Here is a 19045-nt window from a genome sequence, read left to right on the forward strand (position 1 = left end):
TTAATCGTTAATACGTTCAATGTCTGCACCTAATTGCTTCAATTTACCGTGTAAGTCAACATAGCCTCTATCTAGGTGCGTTAATTCAGTAACGCTTGTTTTACCATCAGCAACTAATCCAGCTAAAATTAAGGCGGCTGCTGCTCTTAAATCAGTCGCTTTAACTTGTGCACCTTGCAATTGACTTTTACCTTCAAGTTTAGCACTACGACCTTCTACATTGATATTAGCATTCATACGTTTGAACTCTGCAACATGCATAAAACGGTTTTCAAAAACTGTTTCGGTTACGACTTTATGACCATTTGCCGTTAATAACAATGCCATCATTTGTGATTGCATATCAGTCGGGAATCCAGGATGTGGTAGAGTTTTGATGTCTACAGGTTGTAATTCCCCTTCAGCACGTACACGAATACCATCTTCTTGATAGTCCAATTCAACGCCCATTTCTTCTAGTTTATAGACTAAACTCGCCATATGTTCTTTGATTGCACCACGTACAAAAATATCACCACGCGTTATAGCACCAGCGATTAGTAATGTGCCTGCTTCAATTCTATCTGGAATGATAGCATGTTCTACACCATGTAATGATTCTACACCATTGATTGTAATTGTGTCTGTACCAGCACCAGTAATTCTACCACCCATTTCATTAATGTAGTTTGCTAAATCGACAATTTCAGGTTCTTTAGCTGCATTTTCAATTAAAGTCTTACCCTTAGCTAATGATGCTGCCATAATAATATTTTGTGTTGCTCCTACACTTGGAAAATCTAAATGAATTGATGTACCTTTTAATCCATCTTTAGCATTAGCATAAATATTACCATTTTCAAGATGAATTTCTGCGCCTAAAGCTTCAAAACCTTTAATGTGTTGCTCAATCGGTCTACTTCCAATTGCACAACCACCAGGCAATGCAACAATAGCATGTCCTAGTCTTGCTAAAAGAGGTCCCATAACTAAAATACTTGCACGCATTTTACTAACATATTCATATGGTGCCTCTTCATTTAGAGTCTTTGTTGCATCAACGACAACAGCATTTTCGTCCTTTTTGTATGTAACGTCAGCATTTAAAGTTGTTAATACATTATTTATTGTTTCTACATCACTTAAAGCTGGAACATTAACTAATTTGCTCGGTTTATCAGAAGCTAATAAAGATGCTGTCAATATTGGTAATACTGCATTTTTAGCACCTTCTACTTTAACTTCACCCGTTAATTTATTTCCACCTTTGATTACTATTTTATCCATCGTAAATCCTCCACTTAGAACTCCTATTACTTTACATTTCCCTATTTTAAAATTATTTTAAGTCATTATTTAATTATATCTAGTTTTGATTACAAATCATAGAGTTAGACTTATTTTATTAAATATTTTACCTGCGTCGAGTATTGTAACAAATCTACAATAAAATTGCTTACTGCAGTGCCTAATAAAATAGCAACAAATATCATACACACTTGTAATTGAGTGGCGTATCCTTTTTTAAAAAATTGATCTAATCTAATTGATTGTAAAGCCCAATAGGCAATACAAATACATACAACATGTAACACTAAATGGATAACTGCATATTGTCCGATATAATCCATTTTATCACCTCATAAGATTACTGTATTACATTGTACATGAAAAATTTAAATAATGATACAAAGTTTAATACCCGTTTTTAGTAAAGTTTAAGCTAACTTACTATATAATTCTTTTTACATAAATATCATAACTATAAAGTATCTTGGTATGAAAAAATGTAGCTACTTTCAAAAAATGAAATGTCGACTGTAGATAGTGGTGAATGAAATTTTGATTTTAGCAATCTATTAGTGATTGTAAAAAAGTAAAACTATTCTTGGGAGTCGGACATAAATCAATGTCTAGACTCTATAGTGTTGTATTTGGCAGTAGTTGACGGGGCCCCAACATAAAGAAATACTTTTTCTTTAGAAATTAGTATTTCTTATACATGAGTTTTACTCATGTATTCCTATTTTTAAATACACATTAGCTGTGTTTAATGATAAAGAACCACTACATCATAAATCTTTAATAGTTCTTTATCAATTCCTTCCCCCCTCTCATGTTTTGTATCTTTAAATCAATATAATTCAAAAAAGGGTCGAAGATATGAAATCACATCTTCGACCCTTTATTTACTATTTTAATTCAGCCACACGCAAACGGTTATTTGCTCTCTCTAAAGCTCTTTCGGCTCTATGAATATCAGTATTGTCGTCATCATTTTCCAAGTGAGACTCTGCTCTTGCTTTGGCTAATTTAGCTCTTTCAACATCAATTTCTCTTGCAGTTTCTGCAGTCTGAACAATGATTGAAACTTTATCTTTTCTAACTTCAACAAAGCCATCGCTTACAGCAATATATTCAGTTCCATCGTGAAATTTCACTTTTACAAAGCCTGTTTTTAAAGCAGCTACAGTTGGAATATGTCCACTCATGACACCTATCTCACCAGCTGTTGTTTGCATAACAACGAGTTCAACATTATCACGATTGTAAACAGAACCATTAGGAGTGACAATATCTAGGTTTAATGTATTCATTATCCATTCCTCCTAATTGTTATACTTCAACACCCATATCTTTAGCTTTTGCAATAACATCATCCATGCTACCAACTAAACGGAAAGCATCTTCTGGAATATGGTCATATTTACCATCTAAGATATCTTTAAAGTTTGCAACTGTTGTCTTAACAGGTACATAAGAACCTTTTTGACCAGTAAATTGTTCCGCTACGTGGAAGTTTTGAGATAAGAAGAATTGAATTCTACGTGCGCGTTCAACTGTTTGTTTATCTTCATCAGATAATTCGTCCATACCTAAGATAGCAATGATATCTTGTAATTCACGGTATTTTTGAAGTGTTGATTGTACATCACGAGCTACTTCATAATGTTCTTGACCTACAATTGATGGTTCCAATGCTCTTGATGTAGACGCTAATGGATCCACGGCTGGATAAATACCCATTTCAGTTAATTTACGTTCTAAGTTTGTAGTTGCATCTAAATGGGCAAACGCTGTCGCAGGCGCTGGGTCAGTATAGTCATCGGCAGGTACGAATACCGCTTGAATAGAAGTAACTGATCCTTTTGTTGTAGACGTAATACGTTCTTGTAATTGTCCCATTTCAGTAGCAAGTGTTGGTTGGTAACCTACTGCAGAAGGCATACGACCTAATAATGCAGATACCTCAGAACCAGCTTGTGTAAATCTGAAAATGTTATCGATGAATAATAATACGTCTTGACCTTGTTCGTCACGGAAATATTCAGCCATTGTTAAACCAGATAATGCAACACGCATACGTGCACCAGGTGGCTCATTCATTTGCCCGAATACCATGGCTGTTTTCTTAATTACACCACTGTCACTCATTTCGAAGTATAAATCGTTACCTTCACGAGTACGTTCACCTACACCGGCGAATACAGAAATACCACCGTGCTCTTGAGCGATGTTGTTAATTAATTCTTGGATTAATACTGTTTTACCTACACCGGCACCACCGAACAATCCGATTTTACCACCTTTAATATAAGGTGCTAGTAAATCTACTACTTTAATACCTGTTTCTAAAATTTGAACTTCTGTTGAAAGTTCATCGAATGCTGGTGCTTGACGATGGATAGGATCGCGGCGAACAGAATCACTAATTTCTTCTTTAAGGTCAATTGTTTCACCTAGTACATTAAATACACGACCTAATGTTTCGTCACCAACAGGTACACTAATTTCTTTGCCTGTATCTTTTACATCCATGCCTCTTTGGACACCATCAGTTGAATCCATCGCAATTGTACGAACAACGTCGTCACCTAATTGCAGCGCAACTTCTAATGTTAGTTGTATTGTACCTTCTTCTTTAGGCACATCAATAACCAAGGCGTTATTAATTTTAGGAACTTCGTTATGTTCAAATCGAACATCAATTACAGGACCCATAACTTGAGTTACACGGCCAATTCCCATGCTATTTTCCTCCTTTAAATATTATTCAAGCGCTGCGGAACCACCAACAATTTCAGTAATTTGTTGCGTAATTTCTGCTTGTCTCGCTCTGTTATATTCTAATGATAAGTCATCAATAAGTTCAGTTGCATTATCAGTGGCATTTTTCATCGCAGTCATACGTGTTGCATGCTCACTTGCTTTTGCGTCTAATATTGTTCCGTAAATCAAACTCTCAACATATTGAGGCAAGATTACACTTAAGATAGATTCTTTATCTGGCTCAAATTCATAAGAAGACAAATGACCATGCCCCTTACTAGAATCCTCTTGAGATAATGGTAATACTTGTCTAGATGTAGGCTTGTTTTCAAGAACGCTGACATAATGACTATAGTATATATTTAATTCATCAATTTCTTCTTCACTGTATAAGTCTATAGCATGGTTAGCTAGTGCTTGAACAGATTTGAAAGAAGGTTGATCAGGTACGTCTACTTGAGAATACTCAATGTCATAACCTCTATTTTTTAGGAAATCAACACCTTGTTGCCCTAAAACTACAATACTGTATTCGCTACTATCTTGATGTTTCGCTTCAATATCAGTAATCAATTTTTTAAGCACGTTTGCACTATATGCACCTGCTAAACCTTTATCACTCGTGATAACTAAATATCCACTTCTAGTAATTTTACGAGGTCTTAGCATTGGATGGTTTGTATTGCTACTTGCCCCTGCAACTGCAGTAATTGCATCTTGCATTTTATCCATATATGGTGTGAATTGTTTTGTATTTTTTTCAGCTCTACGAAGTTTTGAACTTGATACCATGTTCATCGCTTTCGTAATCTGCTTCATTTTTTTGGTTGATTTTATTCGAGTATCTATTTCTTTAAGAGAAGCCACTATCTCACCACCTTATACTAAACTTGTTTATTATTCAGATTTGCTAAAGCTTTTTTTGAATTCGTTAATTGCTGTGTCAAACTTCTCAGCATCTGGTAAGCCACCAGTTTCTCTGATTTCATTTAACAGTTCAGTAGCATTTGATTCTGCCCAGTGGTTTAACTCATCTTCAAAACGTGTGATATCTACAACTGGAATATCATCTAAATATCCTTTTGTTAATGCATAAATAATCAACACTTGGTGTTCGACTGGTAATGGTTTGTTTTGATCTTGTTTTAAGACTTCAACAGTACGTTTACCACGTTCTAATTTACTTGCAGTAAATTCATCAAGGTCTGAACCGAATTGTGCAAATGATTCAAGTTCTCTGTATGACGCTAAGTCAAGACGTAACGTACCAGCAACTTTCTTCATTGCTTTAATTTGTGCAGATCCACCAACACGAGATACAGATTGTCCAGCATTAATCGCTGGTCTTACACCTGAGAAGAATAAATCAGATTGTAAGAAGATTTGTCCATCTGTAATTGAAATAACGTTTGTTGGTACATAAGCTGAAATATCACCAGCTTGTGTTTCGATAATTGGTAATGCAGTAATTGAACCGCCACCTAAGTCATCGTTTAATTTTGCTGCTCTTTCTAATAATCTACTATGTAAGTAGAATACGTCACCTGGGTATGCTTCACGACCTGGAGGTCTACGTAATAATAATGATAACTCACGATAAGCTGCTGCTTGTTTAGTTAAATCATCATAAACGATTAAAACATGTTTACCGTTAAACATGAATTCTTCACCCATTGTTACACCTGAATATGGTGCAATATATAATAATGGAGAAGGTTCAGAAGCTGATGCTGCTACAACAATAGTGTAGTCTAAAGCGCCTGCTTGTCTTAACTTTTCAACATTTGCTCTTACTGTTGAATCTTTTTGACCAATAGCAACATAGATACAAATCGTACCTTGATCTTTTTGGTTCAAAATTGTGTCAATTGCAATTGTTGTTTTACCTGTTTGACGGTCACCGATGATTAACTCACGTTGACCTCTACCAATTGGTACTAAAGCATCAATTGCTTTGATACCTGTTTGTAATGGCTCATCTACTGATTTACGATCCATTACACCAGTAGCTTTTTTCTCTACTGGACGTGTTTTAGTTGTGTTAATCGGTCCTTGTCCATCAATAGGTTGTCCTAATGGATTAACAACTCTTCCGATTAGTTCTTCACCTACTGGTACTTCCATGATACGACCAGTACGTTTAACTTCGTCACCTTCAGTAATACCTGTGTATGGTCCTAAAATAACCACACCCACGTTTGACTCTTCAAGGTTTTGGGCTAAACCAAGTACGCCGTTATGGAATTCTACTAGCTCACCAGCCATAACGTCATTTAATCCGTGAATTAATGCAATACCATCACCAATTTGTAATACAGTACCTACATCAGTTACGGACATTTCTGACTCATAATTTTCAATTTGTGAGCGAAGTAATGCACTGATTTCTTCAGCTTTTATGGCCATCTATGTCACTCCTCTTTATAATTAATTAACTCTTCTAAATTTTCTTTGTAATTGGACAAGATCATTTCTAACACTACCATCTAATACAGTTGTGCCGACTTTAACTCTAAATCCACCAATTAAATCTGGATTAATTTTTGTATCTACAATAACTTTAGATAACTTCGTTTGTTGAGTTACTAGTTTGACAATCTTATCTAACTCTTCTTGACTCAATTCATATGTTGACTCAATTGTTGCAAAATCTTGATTGTAGTGTCCGTTATATAAGCTTTGGAACGCCTTGAATACGTCAGCTATTAATGAGATATGTCTATTATCTGCTAACACGTACATCATATTTTTAATGTATGGATTAATGTCAGTAAATACACCATTAATCAACTCACGACGTTGTTCTGCTGTTTGAGTTGGATTACTGTCAACCATTTTCAATTGCTCAATTTTATCTTTTACTGCTTCATTTATAACTGTTAATTCTTCATTAATAGTCTCTAAATTATTTGTATCTAATGACACGTCAAATAATGCTTTAGCATACTTGTTAGCTACTTTTACCATTATTTATCGCCTGCCTCTTTTAGATACTTGTCAACCAATGCTTTTTGGTCTTGTTCAGAAATTTCTTTTCTAAGAACTTTAGAAGCAATTAACACTGATAGTTCAGATACTTGATTATTAATATCTGCAATGGCACGTTCTTTTTGGCTATTGATTTCACTTTGTGCTGTTTCAATCATACCGTTTGCACGTACGTTTGCTTCATGAATAATTTGTTCTTGCTGTTGACGTGCTTGAACCTTAGCATCTTCTAAAATCTTTTGAACTTCTTCTTGTGTTTCTTTAAGTTTTTGTTTATTTTCTTCTTCAAGTTTCTGTGCATTTAACTTAGCTTGTTCTGCGTCATCGATATCTCTGTTAATATCTCTTTCACGTTTATCCATTACATCTTTCAATGGACCCCATGCGAACTTTTTAAGTAACGCAAGTAACACGATGAAAGTTAGGACCTGTACAATCACAGTACCCCACTCAACGCCTCCAGCTGCACCAAGAACGAATAAGTTAGCTGTTTCAGTCACGGGTTCATGACACTCCTTTCATTAAAATAATCGCTAGTGTTATATAGAAAAAACGACGAGGTTAGGACCTACTGAATTTATGCGATAGGCATGGTGCATTCATATCTCAACTATTTAATAAAGTTCAAAGATATTACTATATATGCATCATGAATTATGTCCTATGCGCTTTGTCCCGACCTCTTTTATCTGTTAATTATCCAGCAAATGTCATGAATGCAATTACTACACCGATGATAGGTAATGCCTCAACTAAACCTACACCAATGAACATGATACCCATTAATTGACCACGTGCTTCTGGTTGACGTGCTACACCTTCAACTGTTCTTGAAACGATTAAACCGTTACCGATACCTGCTCCTAATGCTGATAAACCAATTGCGATTGCTGCTGCGATTAAATTCATAATTTAATTTCCTCCTGTGATTGTATATAATTATTGAAATTTTTAGTGTTCATCTGCCACTTTATGTGACATATAAACCATCGAAAGCATAATAAAGATATATGCTTGGATTGTTCCTACAAATATTGAAAATGCTTGCCAAACAATTAATCCTGGGATACTAATAATCCAACCCCATGCTGGTTCGTTAAAGAATAAGCCAGCAAGTAATGTTAATAGTATCTCACCTGCAAATATGTTACCGTACAAACGCAGACCAAGCGTTAATGTTGAAGTGAACTCTTCGAAAACATTAATAATTGCCAATGGCCAAAACGGCTGTACATAACCTTTAAGATATTGTTTCGTACCACGCATTTTAATTCCATAAAAGTGAGTTAACAGTATTATCGTTGTAGACAACGTTAAAGTCACTGTTGCATCAGCTGTCGGTGATTTCCACCACAATGTGTGATCTTTCGTTACTATAGAAAACGGAAGACCTAACATATTAGCTATAAAAATGTACAGAATCAGCGTTACTGCTAAGAAGTGGAATTGACCACCTTTTTTCCAAGCCATGTTACCTTCAATGATTCCCCTCACGAAATCAAAAATCCATTCAACGAAATTTTGTTTGCCAGTTGGTCTTTTTTTCAAATTACGCGTACAAATGATAGCAAGTAGAAAAACAAGAAACGCCGTAACAAGTATCATCAATATACTTGATAAATTGAAAACGATATCAAAACCGAATAAATTCCAACTCACGAGCGGGGATTTGTGATCCATAATCTCACCTCTTTCTTAATTTATTTGCTCACCTTTAGTAAAGGACGTATGATAACTACAACATATGAAATCATTAAACCAATAATTATACCGATGATACTTACATGCGCTTTATTAAGGTACCAAATCATACAGGCAATAATTGCAACTAAGTATCGCCACATATTTCCAGTTGAAATATGCATAGTGTCTGGTCTTTTAGCTTTAGCTAAATAGCATTCAAAAATACATGTGTTGATTGCAGAACCAGTAACACCAATGATTAATCCTAAGATAAATGCATGGTGTGTATAAAGGTATAATCCTCCCAATATTATTATTAGATAAAAATAATATTGAATGAACTGTTTAAAAATGTTGTAGAAACGACTCATTTTATATGCCTCCGTGTGACTGATATCAATCATGAAAACCGTTCCACTCATACAAACTAAATGATAATATAGGCGATTTGTGGTGTCAATTCTATTCAAATTGTTGTAAAAAAATAAGCATAGTTAGACACAATTTAGACACAATTAGACAAAAAGTCTATTTTCCTCAGAAATCGCTTGGTTTTTCAGTGATTAAATTCAAATAATACTTAATATGATTAACTATTCTTTCTGAAGCAAATCCATCACCGTAAGGATTAGATGCTTCAGACATTTGATGATATAATCTCTCATCATCGATTAATTCTTTTGCAGCTTGATACACATTTTGCTTATTTGTTCCAATGACTTTTAATGTGCCAGCTTCAACACCTTCAGGACGTTCTGTAACGCTTCGCAAAACTAAAACTGGCTTATTAAATGATGGCGCTTCTTCCTGAATTCCACCTGAATCTGTCAAAATAAAATAAGATTTTTTAGCAAAATTATGGAAATCTACTACGTCCAAAGGTTCAATCAATTCAATTCTGTCATGACTACCTAAAATCTTTTGAGCCACCTCTCGAACTTTCGGGTTTTTATGCATTGGATATACCAGTGCTAAATCAGTATACTCATCTATTAAGCGTCTAACCGCTTTAAATATATTTTCCATGGGTTTCCCGATATTTTCTCGTCGGTGTGCTGTCATAAGAATGAATTTTTTGTCATGGTATTTATCCATGATGTTAGATTTATAATTGTCATCAACTGTATATTTCATAGCATCAATCGCAGTATTACCAGTGACAACAACACTTTCTGAATATTTCCCTTCACTTAACAAATGCGATGCAGCATTTTTAGTAGGTGCAAAATGTAAGTCAGCTAATACACCAACTAATTGTCTATTCACCTCTTCCGGAAAAGGTGAATATTTATCATAACTTCTAAGCCCTGCTTCAACGTGTCCAATCGGCACTTGGTTATAAAATGCCGCTAAACCACCTGCAAATGTCGTCATCGTATCACCATGTACAAGTACCATGTCTGGTTTTTCTAATTGAATCACTTGTTCTAATTGAGTGATTGATTTAGAAGTTATCTCAGAAAGTGTCTGTCCTGATTTCATAATATTCAAATCGTATTTTGGTTTGATTTCAAAGGTACTTAATACTGAATCAAGCATTTCTCTATGCTGTGCTGTAACAACAACAATTGGCTCGAGCATTTTTTCTTGTTCCAAAGCTTTAACTAAAGGAGCCATCTTTATGGCTTCGGGTCTTGTTCCAAATATGGTCATAATCTTTTTCATCAAACTACTTATCTCCGATTCTTCTATTTAGTACCAAACAATCTATCTCCAGCGTCGCCTAACCCTGGTGTGATATATGCTTTATCATTTAGCTTTTCATCAAGTGCAGCAATATAAATATCTACATCTGGATGTGCTTCATGCATCTTTTCTACGCCTTCTGGTGCTGCAATTAAACACATGAAGCGAATATTTTTAGCGCCACGTTTCTTCAATGAAGTAATAGCTTCAATTGCTGATGCGCCTGTTGCTAACATAGGATCAACAACAATGATTTGTCTTTCAGTAATATCTTGAGGTAACTTAGCAAAATACTCTACAGCCTTTAATGTTTCGGGATCTCGATACAAACCGATATGTCCAACTCTGGCTGCAGGCACTAAACTTAAAATACCATCAGTCATACCTAAACCAGCTCTTAAAATTGGAACGATAGCTAATTTTTTACCAGCTAATCGTTTAGCCGTCATTTTAGTTACAGGCGTTTCAATATCAACATCCTGAAGCTCTAAGTCTCTAGTTACTTCATATGCCATCAACATACCAACTTCGTCTACAAGTTCTCTAAATTCTTTAGTACCTGTATTTACATCTCTAATATAGCTTAGTTTGTGTTGAATTAATGGATGATCGAAAACGTGTACTTTACTCATAAAAATTACTCCTATCTTTGTGTATGTTTATTGATATAGAGGATATTCAGCTGTTAATTTCGCAACGCGTTCTTTAGCTTGTTGTAATTTTTCTTCATCTTTACTATTTTTCAATGCTAAACTGATGATTTTTGCAACTTCCTCAAAAGCTTTTTCATCAAATCCACGCGTTGTTGCAGCAGGTGTACCTAAACGTATACCACTCGTTACAAAAGGTTTTTCTTGATCGAACGGAATGGTATTTTTGTTACATGTGATACCAACTGAATCTAAAGTCTCTTCAGCTTCTTTACCAGTAAGTCCTATAGACCCTTTTACATCAACAGCTACTAAGTGATTATCTGTACCGCCAGAAACAATTCTAAATCCTTCATTAATTAATGCTTCTGCAAGAACTTTTGCGTTTTTAACCACTTGTTGTTGATACGTTTTGAAATTATTTTCTAACGCTTCTCCAAAAGCAACTGCTTTTGCTGCAATAACATGCTCAAGAGGTCCACCTTGAATACCAGGGAAAATTGTTTTATCTATGTCTTTTTTATATTCTTCCTTACATAAAATCATACCACCACGTGGTCCGCGTAATGTTTTGTGTGTTGTAGTTGTTACAAAATCAGCATATTCTACTGGATTTGGATGTAAACCTGCCGCTACTAATCCTGCAATATGTGCCATGTCTACCATTAACTTAGCGTTTACTTCATCTGCGATTTCTTTAAACTTTTTGAAGTCAATTGTTCTTGAATATGCTGATGCTCCTGCCACAATAAGCTTAGGCTTATGCTCTAACGCTAATTTACGAACTTCATCATAATTGATTCGTTCTGTGTCTTTATCTACTCCATATTCAACGAAATTGTAGAATTTACCACTAAAATTAACAGGCGCTCCATGTGTCAAGTGACCACCATGACTCAAATTCATACCTAAAACTGTGTCGCCCATTTCTAATGCAACTAAGTAAACAGCCATGTTCGCTTGTGAACCTGAATGTGGTTGAACATTGACATGTTCAGCTCCAAACAATGCTTTAGCACGATCAATTGCGATGCTTTCAGTAACATCTACAAACTCACAGCCACCATAATATCGGCGTCCTGGATAGCCTTCAGCATACTTATTAGTCAACACTGAACCTTGTGCTTCCATAACCGCTTCCGATACAAAATTTTCCGATGCGATTAACTCTATGTTGCTATTTTGTCTCTGAAATTCTCTCTCGATTGCTTCTGCGATAACTTTATCTTGCTTGGTGATATAAGACATAAAATCTCCCCTTCTTTCAAAAAAACTTATTGGTATTTAGCACGTTCGCCACCAATCTTTTTCGGCCTAGATGTGGCAATAGTTACAATTGCCTGTCCTACTTGCTTTACTGAGGTCCTTACAGGTACACATACATGTTTAATATGCATGCCTATTAACGTTTGACCAATATCAATTCCACAAGGAACAGTAATATGTTCGACCACGATCGGATCCTTCATATGCTGAAAAGCGTATGTTGCCAAACTCCCTCCAGCATGTACATCTGGAACGACGGAAACTTCTTCCATTGTTAATGGATTATACTGAGATTTTTCTATTGTTATCGCTCTGTTGATATGTTCACATCCTTGAAAAGCAAAAGTAACGCCTGTCTCTTTACTCACAACATCTAATGCATTAAAAATAGTTTCTGCAACTTCCATCGAACCGACAGTCCCTATTTTTTCGCCAATGACTTCCGATGTTGAACATCCAATTAAACATATATCTCCTTTATTAAAAAAGGACATATCTTTTAATTCGTCTAATAACATTGTCAAATCTTTCATAAAAGCCCACCCTTCCTAAAAATAAAAAAGGAATATAGCAAAGTGCTACACTCCTCTATTATAACTTATTTAACTGTTAACATATACTAATTATACAGAATTCCTACTAGCAAATAATATCTTTTAATTTTAAAATTAAACTTACAAGTTCTTCATAGGTATGTACATACATTTCTTTTGTTCCACCGTATGGATCTATAACTTCTCCTGCTTCTTTTACATATTCATGCAATGTGAAAACATGATTTTGCAAACCAAAGTGTGCCTCTATTAATTCTTTGTGCGAATACGACATCGTCAAAATAATATCTGCTTTCAAATCTGCTTCAGTAAATTGTTGCGATAAGGTCGTTTCAGCTAAATGATGTTCTTCAACTAAGTCTTCAACATAATTCGAAACACCTTGATTGTTCACAGCGAATATACCTCTTGATTCAAATTGATGATTTGGCATAACCTCTTTTGCAATACTTTCCGCTAATGGGCTACGACATGTGTTACCTGTACAAACGAATAAAATCTTCATAGTTCACATCCTTTAATAATGTGATTACTTGCAGCTTTTAACATGCGATTCATAATTGCTTCTGTATTATCATTCAGCTCAAAGCCGTATATATACGCCGCTGAAATATTTTCATTTTCATCAAGTGAATGTAACACATCATAAAGATTATGACTTGCTTGTTTAACATCATTGTCATCCTGACATAATTGAATGAATTGCGCTTCACTTGGTATAAACGCCACCTTATTACTCGGCACAATAAAAGCTATAGAAGACCAATCTTTACCGTCATTTCCAATTTTGCTCTCAATATCTGTAATAATTGTAAGTGGTGTATTGGGTGAGTAATGCTTATACTTCATACCTGGTGCAATTGGCTGTTCAGTATCATTATAATCAGCATGGGCGATACTATTCGGAAGTATTTCTGTAATCATTGCTGCTGTTATAGAACCAGGTCTTGCAATTTTATAAGGAAAAGATGTGCAATCTAAAACCGTACTTTCTAATCCTTCTTCACTTTGTTCAGCTTGAACAATACCATCGATACGGCCATTCAAATCTTGATATACATGATTGAAAGTTGTTGGTGAAGGTCTACCACTTAAATTAGCACTTGGAGCAGCTAGAGGTTCATTTATGATTTGTAATAATTGTCTACCTACAGAATGGCTTGGCATTCTAACAGCAACTGATGATAAACCTCCAGAAACTTTTCGACATAGATAGCCTGGCTTTAACGGCAATATAAACGAAATAGGGCCCGGCCAGAATGCCTGCATTAACTTTTCTACGCGTGGATCCAAAGTATATGTAAAATCTTTTAATTGACCTTTACTGTGTATATGAACAATAAGCGGATTGTCAGATGGACGGCCTTTAGCTTCATATATTTTAGCTACAGCTTCTTCATCTGTCGCATTTGCTGCAAGTCCATAAACTGTTTCAGTTGGTAAACCTATTAAACCACCGTTTAAAACAATGTCTTTTATTTCATTAATTTTAGGATATTGCTGTAAATCTTCATTATATTCTCTAACATCCCAAATTTTAGTATCCAACTTAATCACGCCTTTCTTATTTATCATAATATAAAGCAAAAAGCTATGCACTTAACTAATCATAGCAAAGGCATAACTTCTAATTACCATTTAAATGAGACGATTCGATCGTGGCCATTTATATCTTTAATAATGTCGATTTTTTTGTCAGGAAATTTATTTAAAATTATTGATTTAAGTGCCTCACCTTGATTGTAACCAATTTCAAAAACAACTGGGCTGCCTTTTTCCATAACGTGAGGTAAATCTTCAATGATTGATTCATAAATAGCATATCCATGGTTATCTGCAAACAATGCCTGATGTGGTTCGAATCTCGTAACCGTTGGAGACATCGTAACCATATCTTTTTCATCTATATATGGTGGATTAGATATCAAGCCGTTCAACTTGATATCTTCATTAATTAAGGGCTTTAATGCATCCCCTGTTAAAAATTGTATTTGTGATTGATGCTTCTCAGCATTATTACGAGCCATATTCATTGCTTCAAGTGAAATATCAGTAGCAATAACATTTAAATCCGGCTTTTCACATTTCAAAGTAATTGCAAGTACACCACTACCCGTTCCGATATCTACGATTGTTGCATCATCTTCTAACTGTTGTAAGAAATGCAACATTACTTCTTCAGTTTCAGGTCTTGGTATCAAACAATTTGAGTTTACATCAAACGTTCTACCATAAAATGAGGCAAAGCCAACTATATACTGTATAGGCTCTCCTAATAACATACGTTGTAATGCTAAGTCGAACTTCATAATCATCGCTTTCGGCATATCATCATGCATGTGGACTACAAAGTCCGTACGCGTCCATTGAAATACATCTAACATTAACCATTCAGCTCGTGTTTGTTCAAACCCTTTTTGTTGTGTTAAATGAATTGCTTCATCTAACTTTTCTTTATAATTCACCATTATTAAGTTCTTTCAATTTATCTGTCTGCTCTGATAAAGTCAGTGCATCTATAATTTCTTCTAAATGGCCTTCCATAATTTGCCCTAATTTTTGAAGCGTTAGACCTATACGATGGTCTGTTACACGGCTTTGTGGATAATTATAAGTTCGAATACGTTCTGAACGATCACCAGTACCGACTGCTGATTTACGTTGTGACGCATACTTTTGTTGTTCTTCTTGAACTTTCATATCGTATAAACGTGCTTTTAACACTTTCATTGCTTTTTCACGGTTTTGAATTTGAGACTTCTCAGAAGATGTTGCAATGACACCAGTTGGTAAATGGGTAATACGTACTGCAGAGTCAGTTGTGTTTACGTGCTGACCACCTGCACCACTTGAACGATACGTGTCGATTTTTAAATCTTCATTTCTAATTTCAATTTCTACATCTTCAACTTCTGGTAAAACTGCCACTGTAGCTGTTGAAGTATGAATACGTCCACCTGATTCTGTTTCAGGCACACGTTGAACGCGGTGCGCACCATTTTCAAATTTCAATTTACTATACGCGCCATTACCAGAAACTGAGAAACTAATTTCTTTGTAACCACCATGGTCACTTTCAGACGCTTCTACTATTTCAGTTTTGAATCCTTGTGATTCAGCATACTTTGAATACATACGCATTAAATCACCAGCAAAAATCGCAGCCTCATCACCACCTGCTGCTGCTCTTATTTCTACAATAACGTCTTTGTCATCATTAGGATCTTTAGGAATCAATAATATTTTAAGCTCTTCTTCAAGATTTGGAAGTTCAGCTTTAATACCATTACTCTCCTCTTTTAACATTTCTACTTCTTCTTTATCATCAGTCTCACTTAACATTTCTTCAATATCAGCTAATTCTTCTTTTTTAGCTTTATAGTTACGATAAACATCTACAGTTTTTTGTAAATCAGCTTGCTCTTTAGAATATTTACGTAATTTATCTGAATCATTTACAACATCTGGGTCACTTAACAGTTCATTTAACTGTTCGTATCTTTCTTCTACAATATCTAATTGATCAAACACTTATAATTCCTCCTTATTATTATCACTAGGTGCTACGATATGGTGCGCGCGACAACGTGGCTCATAACTTTCATTGGCACCTACTAAGATAATCGGATCATCGATTTTAGCTGGTTTACCATTTATTAATCGTTGCGTTCTACTAGATGAAGAACCACAAACAGCACAAACTGCTTGAAGTTTCGTTACTTGTTCACTGACAGCCATCAATTTAGGCATTGGTTCGAACGGTTCGCCCCTAAAATCCATATCTAATCCAGCAACAATAACACGGTGTCCATCTGCTGATAGTTTTTCTACTATACTTACAATTTCATCGTCAAAAAATTGCACTTCGTCTATTCCTATAACATCAACATTAGTTAAGTCGTGCGTCATAATTTCACTTGCTTTAGAAATATTAATCGCTTCAATGGCATTACCATTATGAGAGACCACTTTTTCTTTATGATATCGATCATCAATCGCCGGTTTAAATACAACGACTTTTTGTTTAGCGTATATACCCCTTCTTAGACGTCTTATTAGTTCTTCGGATTTACCGCTAAACATACTACCTGTAATACATTCTATCCAACCGGAATGGTAAGTTTCATACATTGAGAGTTCCACCTTTTTCAAAACATAATCGCTTTATTATATCATATTTCAAATATTCATAAATGTCTTTTTCATAATTATATCGATATTGTACATGAACAATTATTTTATAAATTTGTCTTGCATATTTATATACAGCTATTCTAATTTGTTGCTTCTTATTCGTGCGGTGTTTCTACTCAATACAAACTTTAATAAAGGGGGAAATTTATCATTATGTATTAACAACATGGTATTGAGTCACTTCTTTGAACACAGTCATAAGTATATACCCTTACTACGCTTATAAATAAAAAAGCTGTCTACAATTCCATTATAGGATGCAGACAGCTTAACGATTACTATATTAGTTGTTTGATTTAAGACCAAACTTTTTGTTGAAACGTTCCACACGTCCATCCGCAGCAGCGAATTTTTGACGTCCAGTGTAGAATGGATGTGAATCAGATGAAATATCTAAACGAATAACTGGGTATTCTTTTCCATCTTCCCACTCCATCATTTCTGAAGATGTTTTTGTAGAACCGCTTAAGAATTTGAAGTTTGTAGTAGTATCTAAAAAGATTACTTGGTGATACTCAGGATGAATTCCTTGTTTCATTATTTTCAGCTCCTTTGCCCTGAACCATCTGGAACAGAGTTATTTGTGAGTTTTTACCCAATACTGTGTAATTATAAAGGTAATTAATTCAAAACGCAAGCCCCTATATAATGTTTATTAAATTATAGGTCGACCCGTTTTAGTACTTTCTTCTGCAGACTTTTGTAGCTGCTTGAAGAAATCTTCATTATTCTTAGACCTTTTAAGTTTGCGAATAAATCTTTCAGTAAAGTCAGTTGAGTCAGTGAATAGATTTCTTAATTGCCATAATGTGTCTAATTCAGATTTACTTATCAACAATTCTTCTTTACGCGTTGAACTTCTGCCAATTTCAATTGCAGGGAAGATACGACGTTCAGACAATTTACGATCTAAATGTAACTCCATGTTACCTGTTCCTTTAAATTCTTCGTAAATCATATCGTCCATACGTGAACCCGTATCAACTAATGCAGTTGCAAGTATTGTTAAACTTCCACCCGCTTCAATATTTCTCGCTGCACCGAAGAATGCTTTTGGTTTGTGTAAAGATGCAGGATCTAAACCACCTGATAATGTACGACCACTTGGTGGAATAACTAAGTTATAAGCGCGTGCTAATCTCGTTATAGAATCCATTAAAATAATGACATCTTCCCCAATTTCTACTAAACGCTTTGCACGTTCAAGTAATAATTCAGCTACTTTAACATGGTGTTCTGGTGGTTCGTCAAACGTTGAATGAACGACTTCAGCAGCTTCTACTGAGCGTTCTAAATCTGTTACCTCTTCAGGACGCTCGCCAACTAACAAAATAAATAGCTTTGCATCTGGTTTGTTCGTACTGATTGCATTCGCTATTTCTTTTAATAACGATGTTTTACCTGCTTTAGGTGGCGCCACTATTAAACCACGTTGACCTAAACCAATCGGTGTTACTAAATCCATGATGCGCGTTGAATAATTTTGTGTTTCTGTCTCTAATTTAATACGCTCATCTGGATAAAGTGGTGTCAAAGCTTGGAAATGCGGACGTTTCTTCACTTCTTCTGCGTTATGGTCATTGACAAAGTCAACTTGTAATAAGCCATAATATTTTTCGTTATCTTTAGGTTTTCTAACTTTCCCAGTTACTTTATCCCCACGTTTAATTTCAAAACGACGAATTTGGCTAGCAGATATATAAATATCTTTTTCCCCTTTAGAATAGTTCACTGTTCTTAAAAAACCATAACCATCTGGTTGTATATCATCTAAGATACCTTCCATATAATAGTTACCATCTTTTTCCATTTGTGCTTCCATAATAGCTAGAACAAGTTCTTTTTTATTTAATTTACTATAGTTCGTCAACTTAAGAGTTTTAGCTTTTTGAGTGAGTTCCTTGGTAGTATAGTTCTTGTACAATTCGTGGAATGATTCATACTGAGGAGATGTACGTTCTCTTTCAGGCATATAGTTTACACCCATTTCATTAT

General features: G+C 35.0%; 23 protein-coding genes. All 23 read right to left on the reverse strand.

The window, feature by feature from the left end; all coding sequences use genetic code 11:
• Positions 1-1266 (reverse strand): UDP-N-acetylglucosamine 1-carboxyvinyltransferase, encoded by a 1266-nt coding sequence (gene murA, locus IDG66_RS00500; protein WP_000358006.1) that lies wholly within the window; start codon positions 1264-1266, stop codon positions 1-3.
• Between the two features lie 110 nt (positions 1267-1376).
• Entirely contained in the window at positions 1377-1610 is a 234-nt protein-coding gene (locus tag IDG66_RS00505; protein WP_000384523.1) for a DUF1146 family protein, read from the reverse strand.
• Positions 1611-1741: 131 nt separating this feature from the next.
• Complete coding sequence (locus IDG66_RS00510; protein WP_031864518.1) at positions 1742-1834, reverse strand: hypothetical protein; 93 nt, start codon at positions 1832-1834, stop codon at positions 1742-1744.
• 337 nt (positions 1835-2171) lie between these two features.
• Positions 2172-2576, reverse strand: coding sequence for a F0F1 ATP synthase subunit epsilon (locus tag IDG66_RS00515; RefSeq protein WP_001094394.1), 405 nt, complete (start codon positions 2574-2576; stop codon positions 2172-2174).
• Positions 2577-2595: 19 nt separating this feature from the next.
• Positions 2596-4008, reverse strand: coding sequence for a F0F1 ATP synthase subunit beta (gene atpD, locus IDG66_RS00520; RefSeq protein WP_000511135.1), 1413 nt, complete (start codon positions 4006-4008; stop codon positions 2596-2598).
• A 21-nt stretch (positions 4009-4029) separates the two neighbouring features.
• On the reverse strand, positions 4030-4896 hold the full coding sequence (gene atpG / locus IDG66_RS00525) for an ATP synthase F1 subunit gamma (RefSeq protein ID WP_000157603.1): 867 nt from the start codon (positions 4894-4896) through the stop codon (positions 4030-4032).
• A 30-nt stretch (positions 4897-4926) separates the two neighbouring features.
• The gene (atpA, locus tag IDG66_RS00530; protein WP_000974881.1) at positions 4927-6435 is read right to left on the reverse strand and encodes a F0F1 ATP synthase subunit alpha; all 1509 of its coding nucleotides are present in this window, start codon (positions 6433-6435) and stop codon (positions 4927-4929) included.
• Positions 6436-6456: 21 nt separating this feature from the next.
• Positions 6457-6996 (reverse strand): F0F1 ATP synthase subunit delta, encoded by a 540-nt coding sequence (locus IDG66_RS00535; protein ID WP_000241344.1) that lies wholly within the window; start codon positions 6994-6996, stop codon positions 6457-6459.
• A complete protein-coding gene (locus IDG66_RS00540) occupies positions 6996-7517 on the reverse strand; it encodes a F0F1 ATP synthase subunit B (protein ID WP_000140679.1) in 522 nt (173 codons plus the stop codon). The genes IDG66_RS00535 and IDG66_RS00540 overlap by 1 nt, the downstream gene beginning before the upstream one ends.
• A gap of 196 nt (positions 7518-7713) precedes the next feature.
• Positions 7714-7926 carry a F0F1 ATP synthase subunit C gene (gene atpE, locus IDG66_RS00545; protein WP_001048816.1) on the reverse strand — a complete coding sequence of 71 codons (213 nt, stop codon included), beginning with the start codon at positions 7924-7926 and terminating at the stop codon, positions 7714-7716.
• 42 nt (positions 7927-7968) lie between these two features.
• A complete protein-coding gene (gene atpB, locus IDG66_RS00550; protein ID WP_000349655.1) occupies positions 7969-8697 on the reverse strand; it encodes a F0F1 ATP synthase subunit A in 729 nt (242 codons plus the stop codon).
• 20 nt (positions 8698-8717) lie between these two features.
• Entirely contained in the window at positions 8718-9170 is a 453-nt protein-coding gene (locus tag IDG66_RS00555; protein WP_001801792.1) for an ATP synthase subunit I, read from the reverse strand.
• A 67-nt stretch (positions 9171-9237) separates the two neighbouring features.
• Entirely contained in the window at positions 9238-10365 is a 1128-nt protein-coding gene (wecB, locus tag IDG66_RS00560; protein WP_000723418.1) for a non-hydrolyzing UDP-N-acetylglucosamine 2-epimerase, read from the reverse strand.
• Between the two features lie 23 nt (positions 10366-10388).
• A complete protein-coding gene (upp, locus tag IDG66_RS00565) occupies positions 10389-11018 on the reverse strand; it encodes a uracil phosphoribosyltransferase (protein ID WP_000048712.1) in 630 nt (209 codons plus the stop codon).
• Between the two features lie 27 nt (positions 11019-11045).
• Positions 11046-12284 (reverse strand): serine hydroxymethyltransferase, encoded by a 1239-nt coding sequence (gene glyA, locus IDG66_RS00570; protein WP_000120494.1) that lies wholly within the window; start codon positions 12282-12284, stop codon positions 11046-11048.
• A 26-nt stretch (positions 12285-12310) separates the two neighbouring features.
• Positions 12311-12835: a TIGR01440 family protein gene (locus IDG66_RS00575; RefSeq protein WP_000654185.1), complete on the reverse strand. Its 525-nt coding sequence runs from the start codon at positions 12833-12835 to the stop codon at positions 12311-12313.
• A gap of 106 nt (positions 12836-12941) precedes the next feature.
• A complete protein-coding gene (locus IDG66_RS00580; RefSeq protein ID WP_000697334.1) occupies positions 12942-13361 on the reverse strand; it encodes a low molecular weight protein arginine phosphatase in 420 nt (139 codons plus the stop codon).
• Positions 13358-14404 carry an L-threonylcarbamoyladenylate synthase gene (locus IDG66_RS00585; protein WP_000379893.1) on the reverse strand — a complete coding sequence of 349 codons (1047 nt, stop codon included), beginning with the start codon at positions 14402-14404 and terminating at the stop codon, positions 13358-13360. Before IDG66_RS00585 ends, IDG66_RS00580 begins: the two co-directional genes overlap by 4 nt.
• Positions 14405-14487: 83 nt before the next feature.
• A complete protein-coding gene (gene prmC / locus IDG66_RS00590) occupies positions 14488-15324 on the reverse strand; it encodes a peptide chain release factor N(5)-glutamine methyltransferase (protein ID WP_000248733.1) in 837 nt (278 codons plus the stop codon).
• Positions 15311-16387 (reverse strand): peptide chain release factor 1, encoded by a 1077-nt coding sequence (prfA, locus tag IDG66_RS00595; RefSeq protein ID WP_000460242.1) that lies wholly within the window; start codon positions 16385-16387, stop codon positions 15311-15313. Before prfA ends, prmC begins: the two co-directional genes overlap by 14 nt.
• Positions 16388-16987, reverse strand: a complete 600-nt coding sequence (locus IDG66_RS00600) for a thymidine kinase (RefSeq protein WP_000273356.1) — start codon at positions 16985-16987, stop codon at positions 16388-16390.
• A gap of 346 nt (positions 16988-17333) precedes the next feature.
• The gene (locus tag IDG66_RS00605) at positions 17334-17588 is read right to left on the reverse strand and encodes a type B 50S ribosomal protein L31 (protein WP_000808968.1); all 255 of its coding nucleotides are present in this window, start codon (positions 17586-17588) and stop codon (positions 17334-17336) included.
• Positions 17589-17705: 117 nt separating this feature from the next.
• Positions 17706-19022, reverse strand: coding sequence for a transcription termination factor Rho (gene rho, locus IDG66_RS00610; RefSeq protein WP_001115102.1), 1317 nt, complete (start codon positions 19020-19022; stop codon positions 17706-17708).
• Positions 19023-19045 lie beyond the last annotated feature (23 nt).

The sequence above is a fragment of the Staphylococcus sp. EG-SA-18 genome (assembly GCF_017151825.1).
Lineage (GTDB): Bacteria > Bacillota > Bacilli > Staphylococcales > Staphylococcaceae > Staphylococcus > Staphylococcus aureus.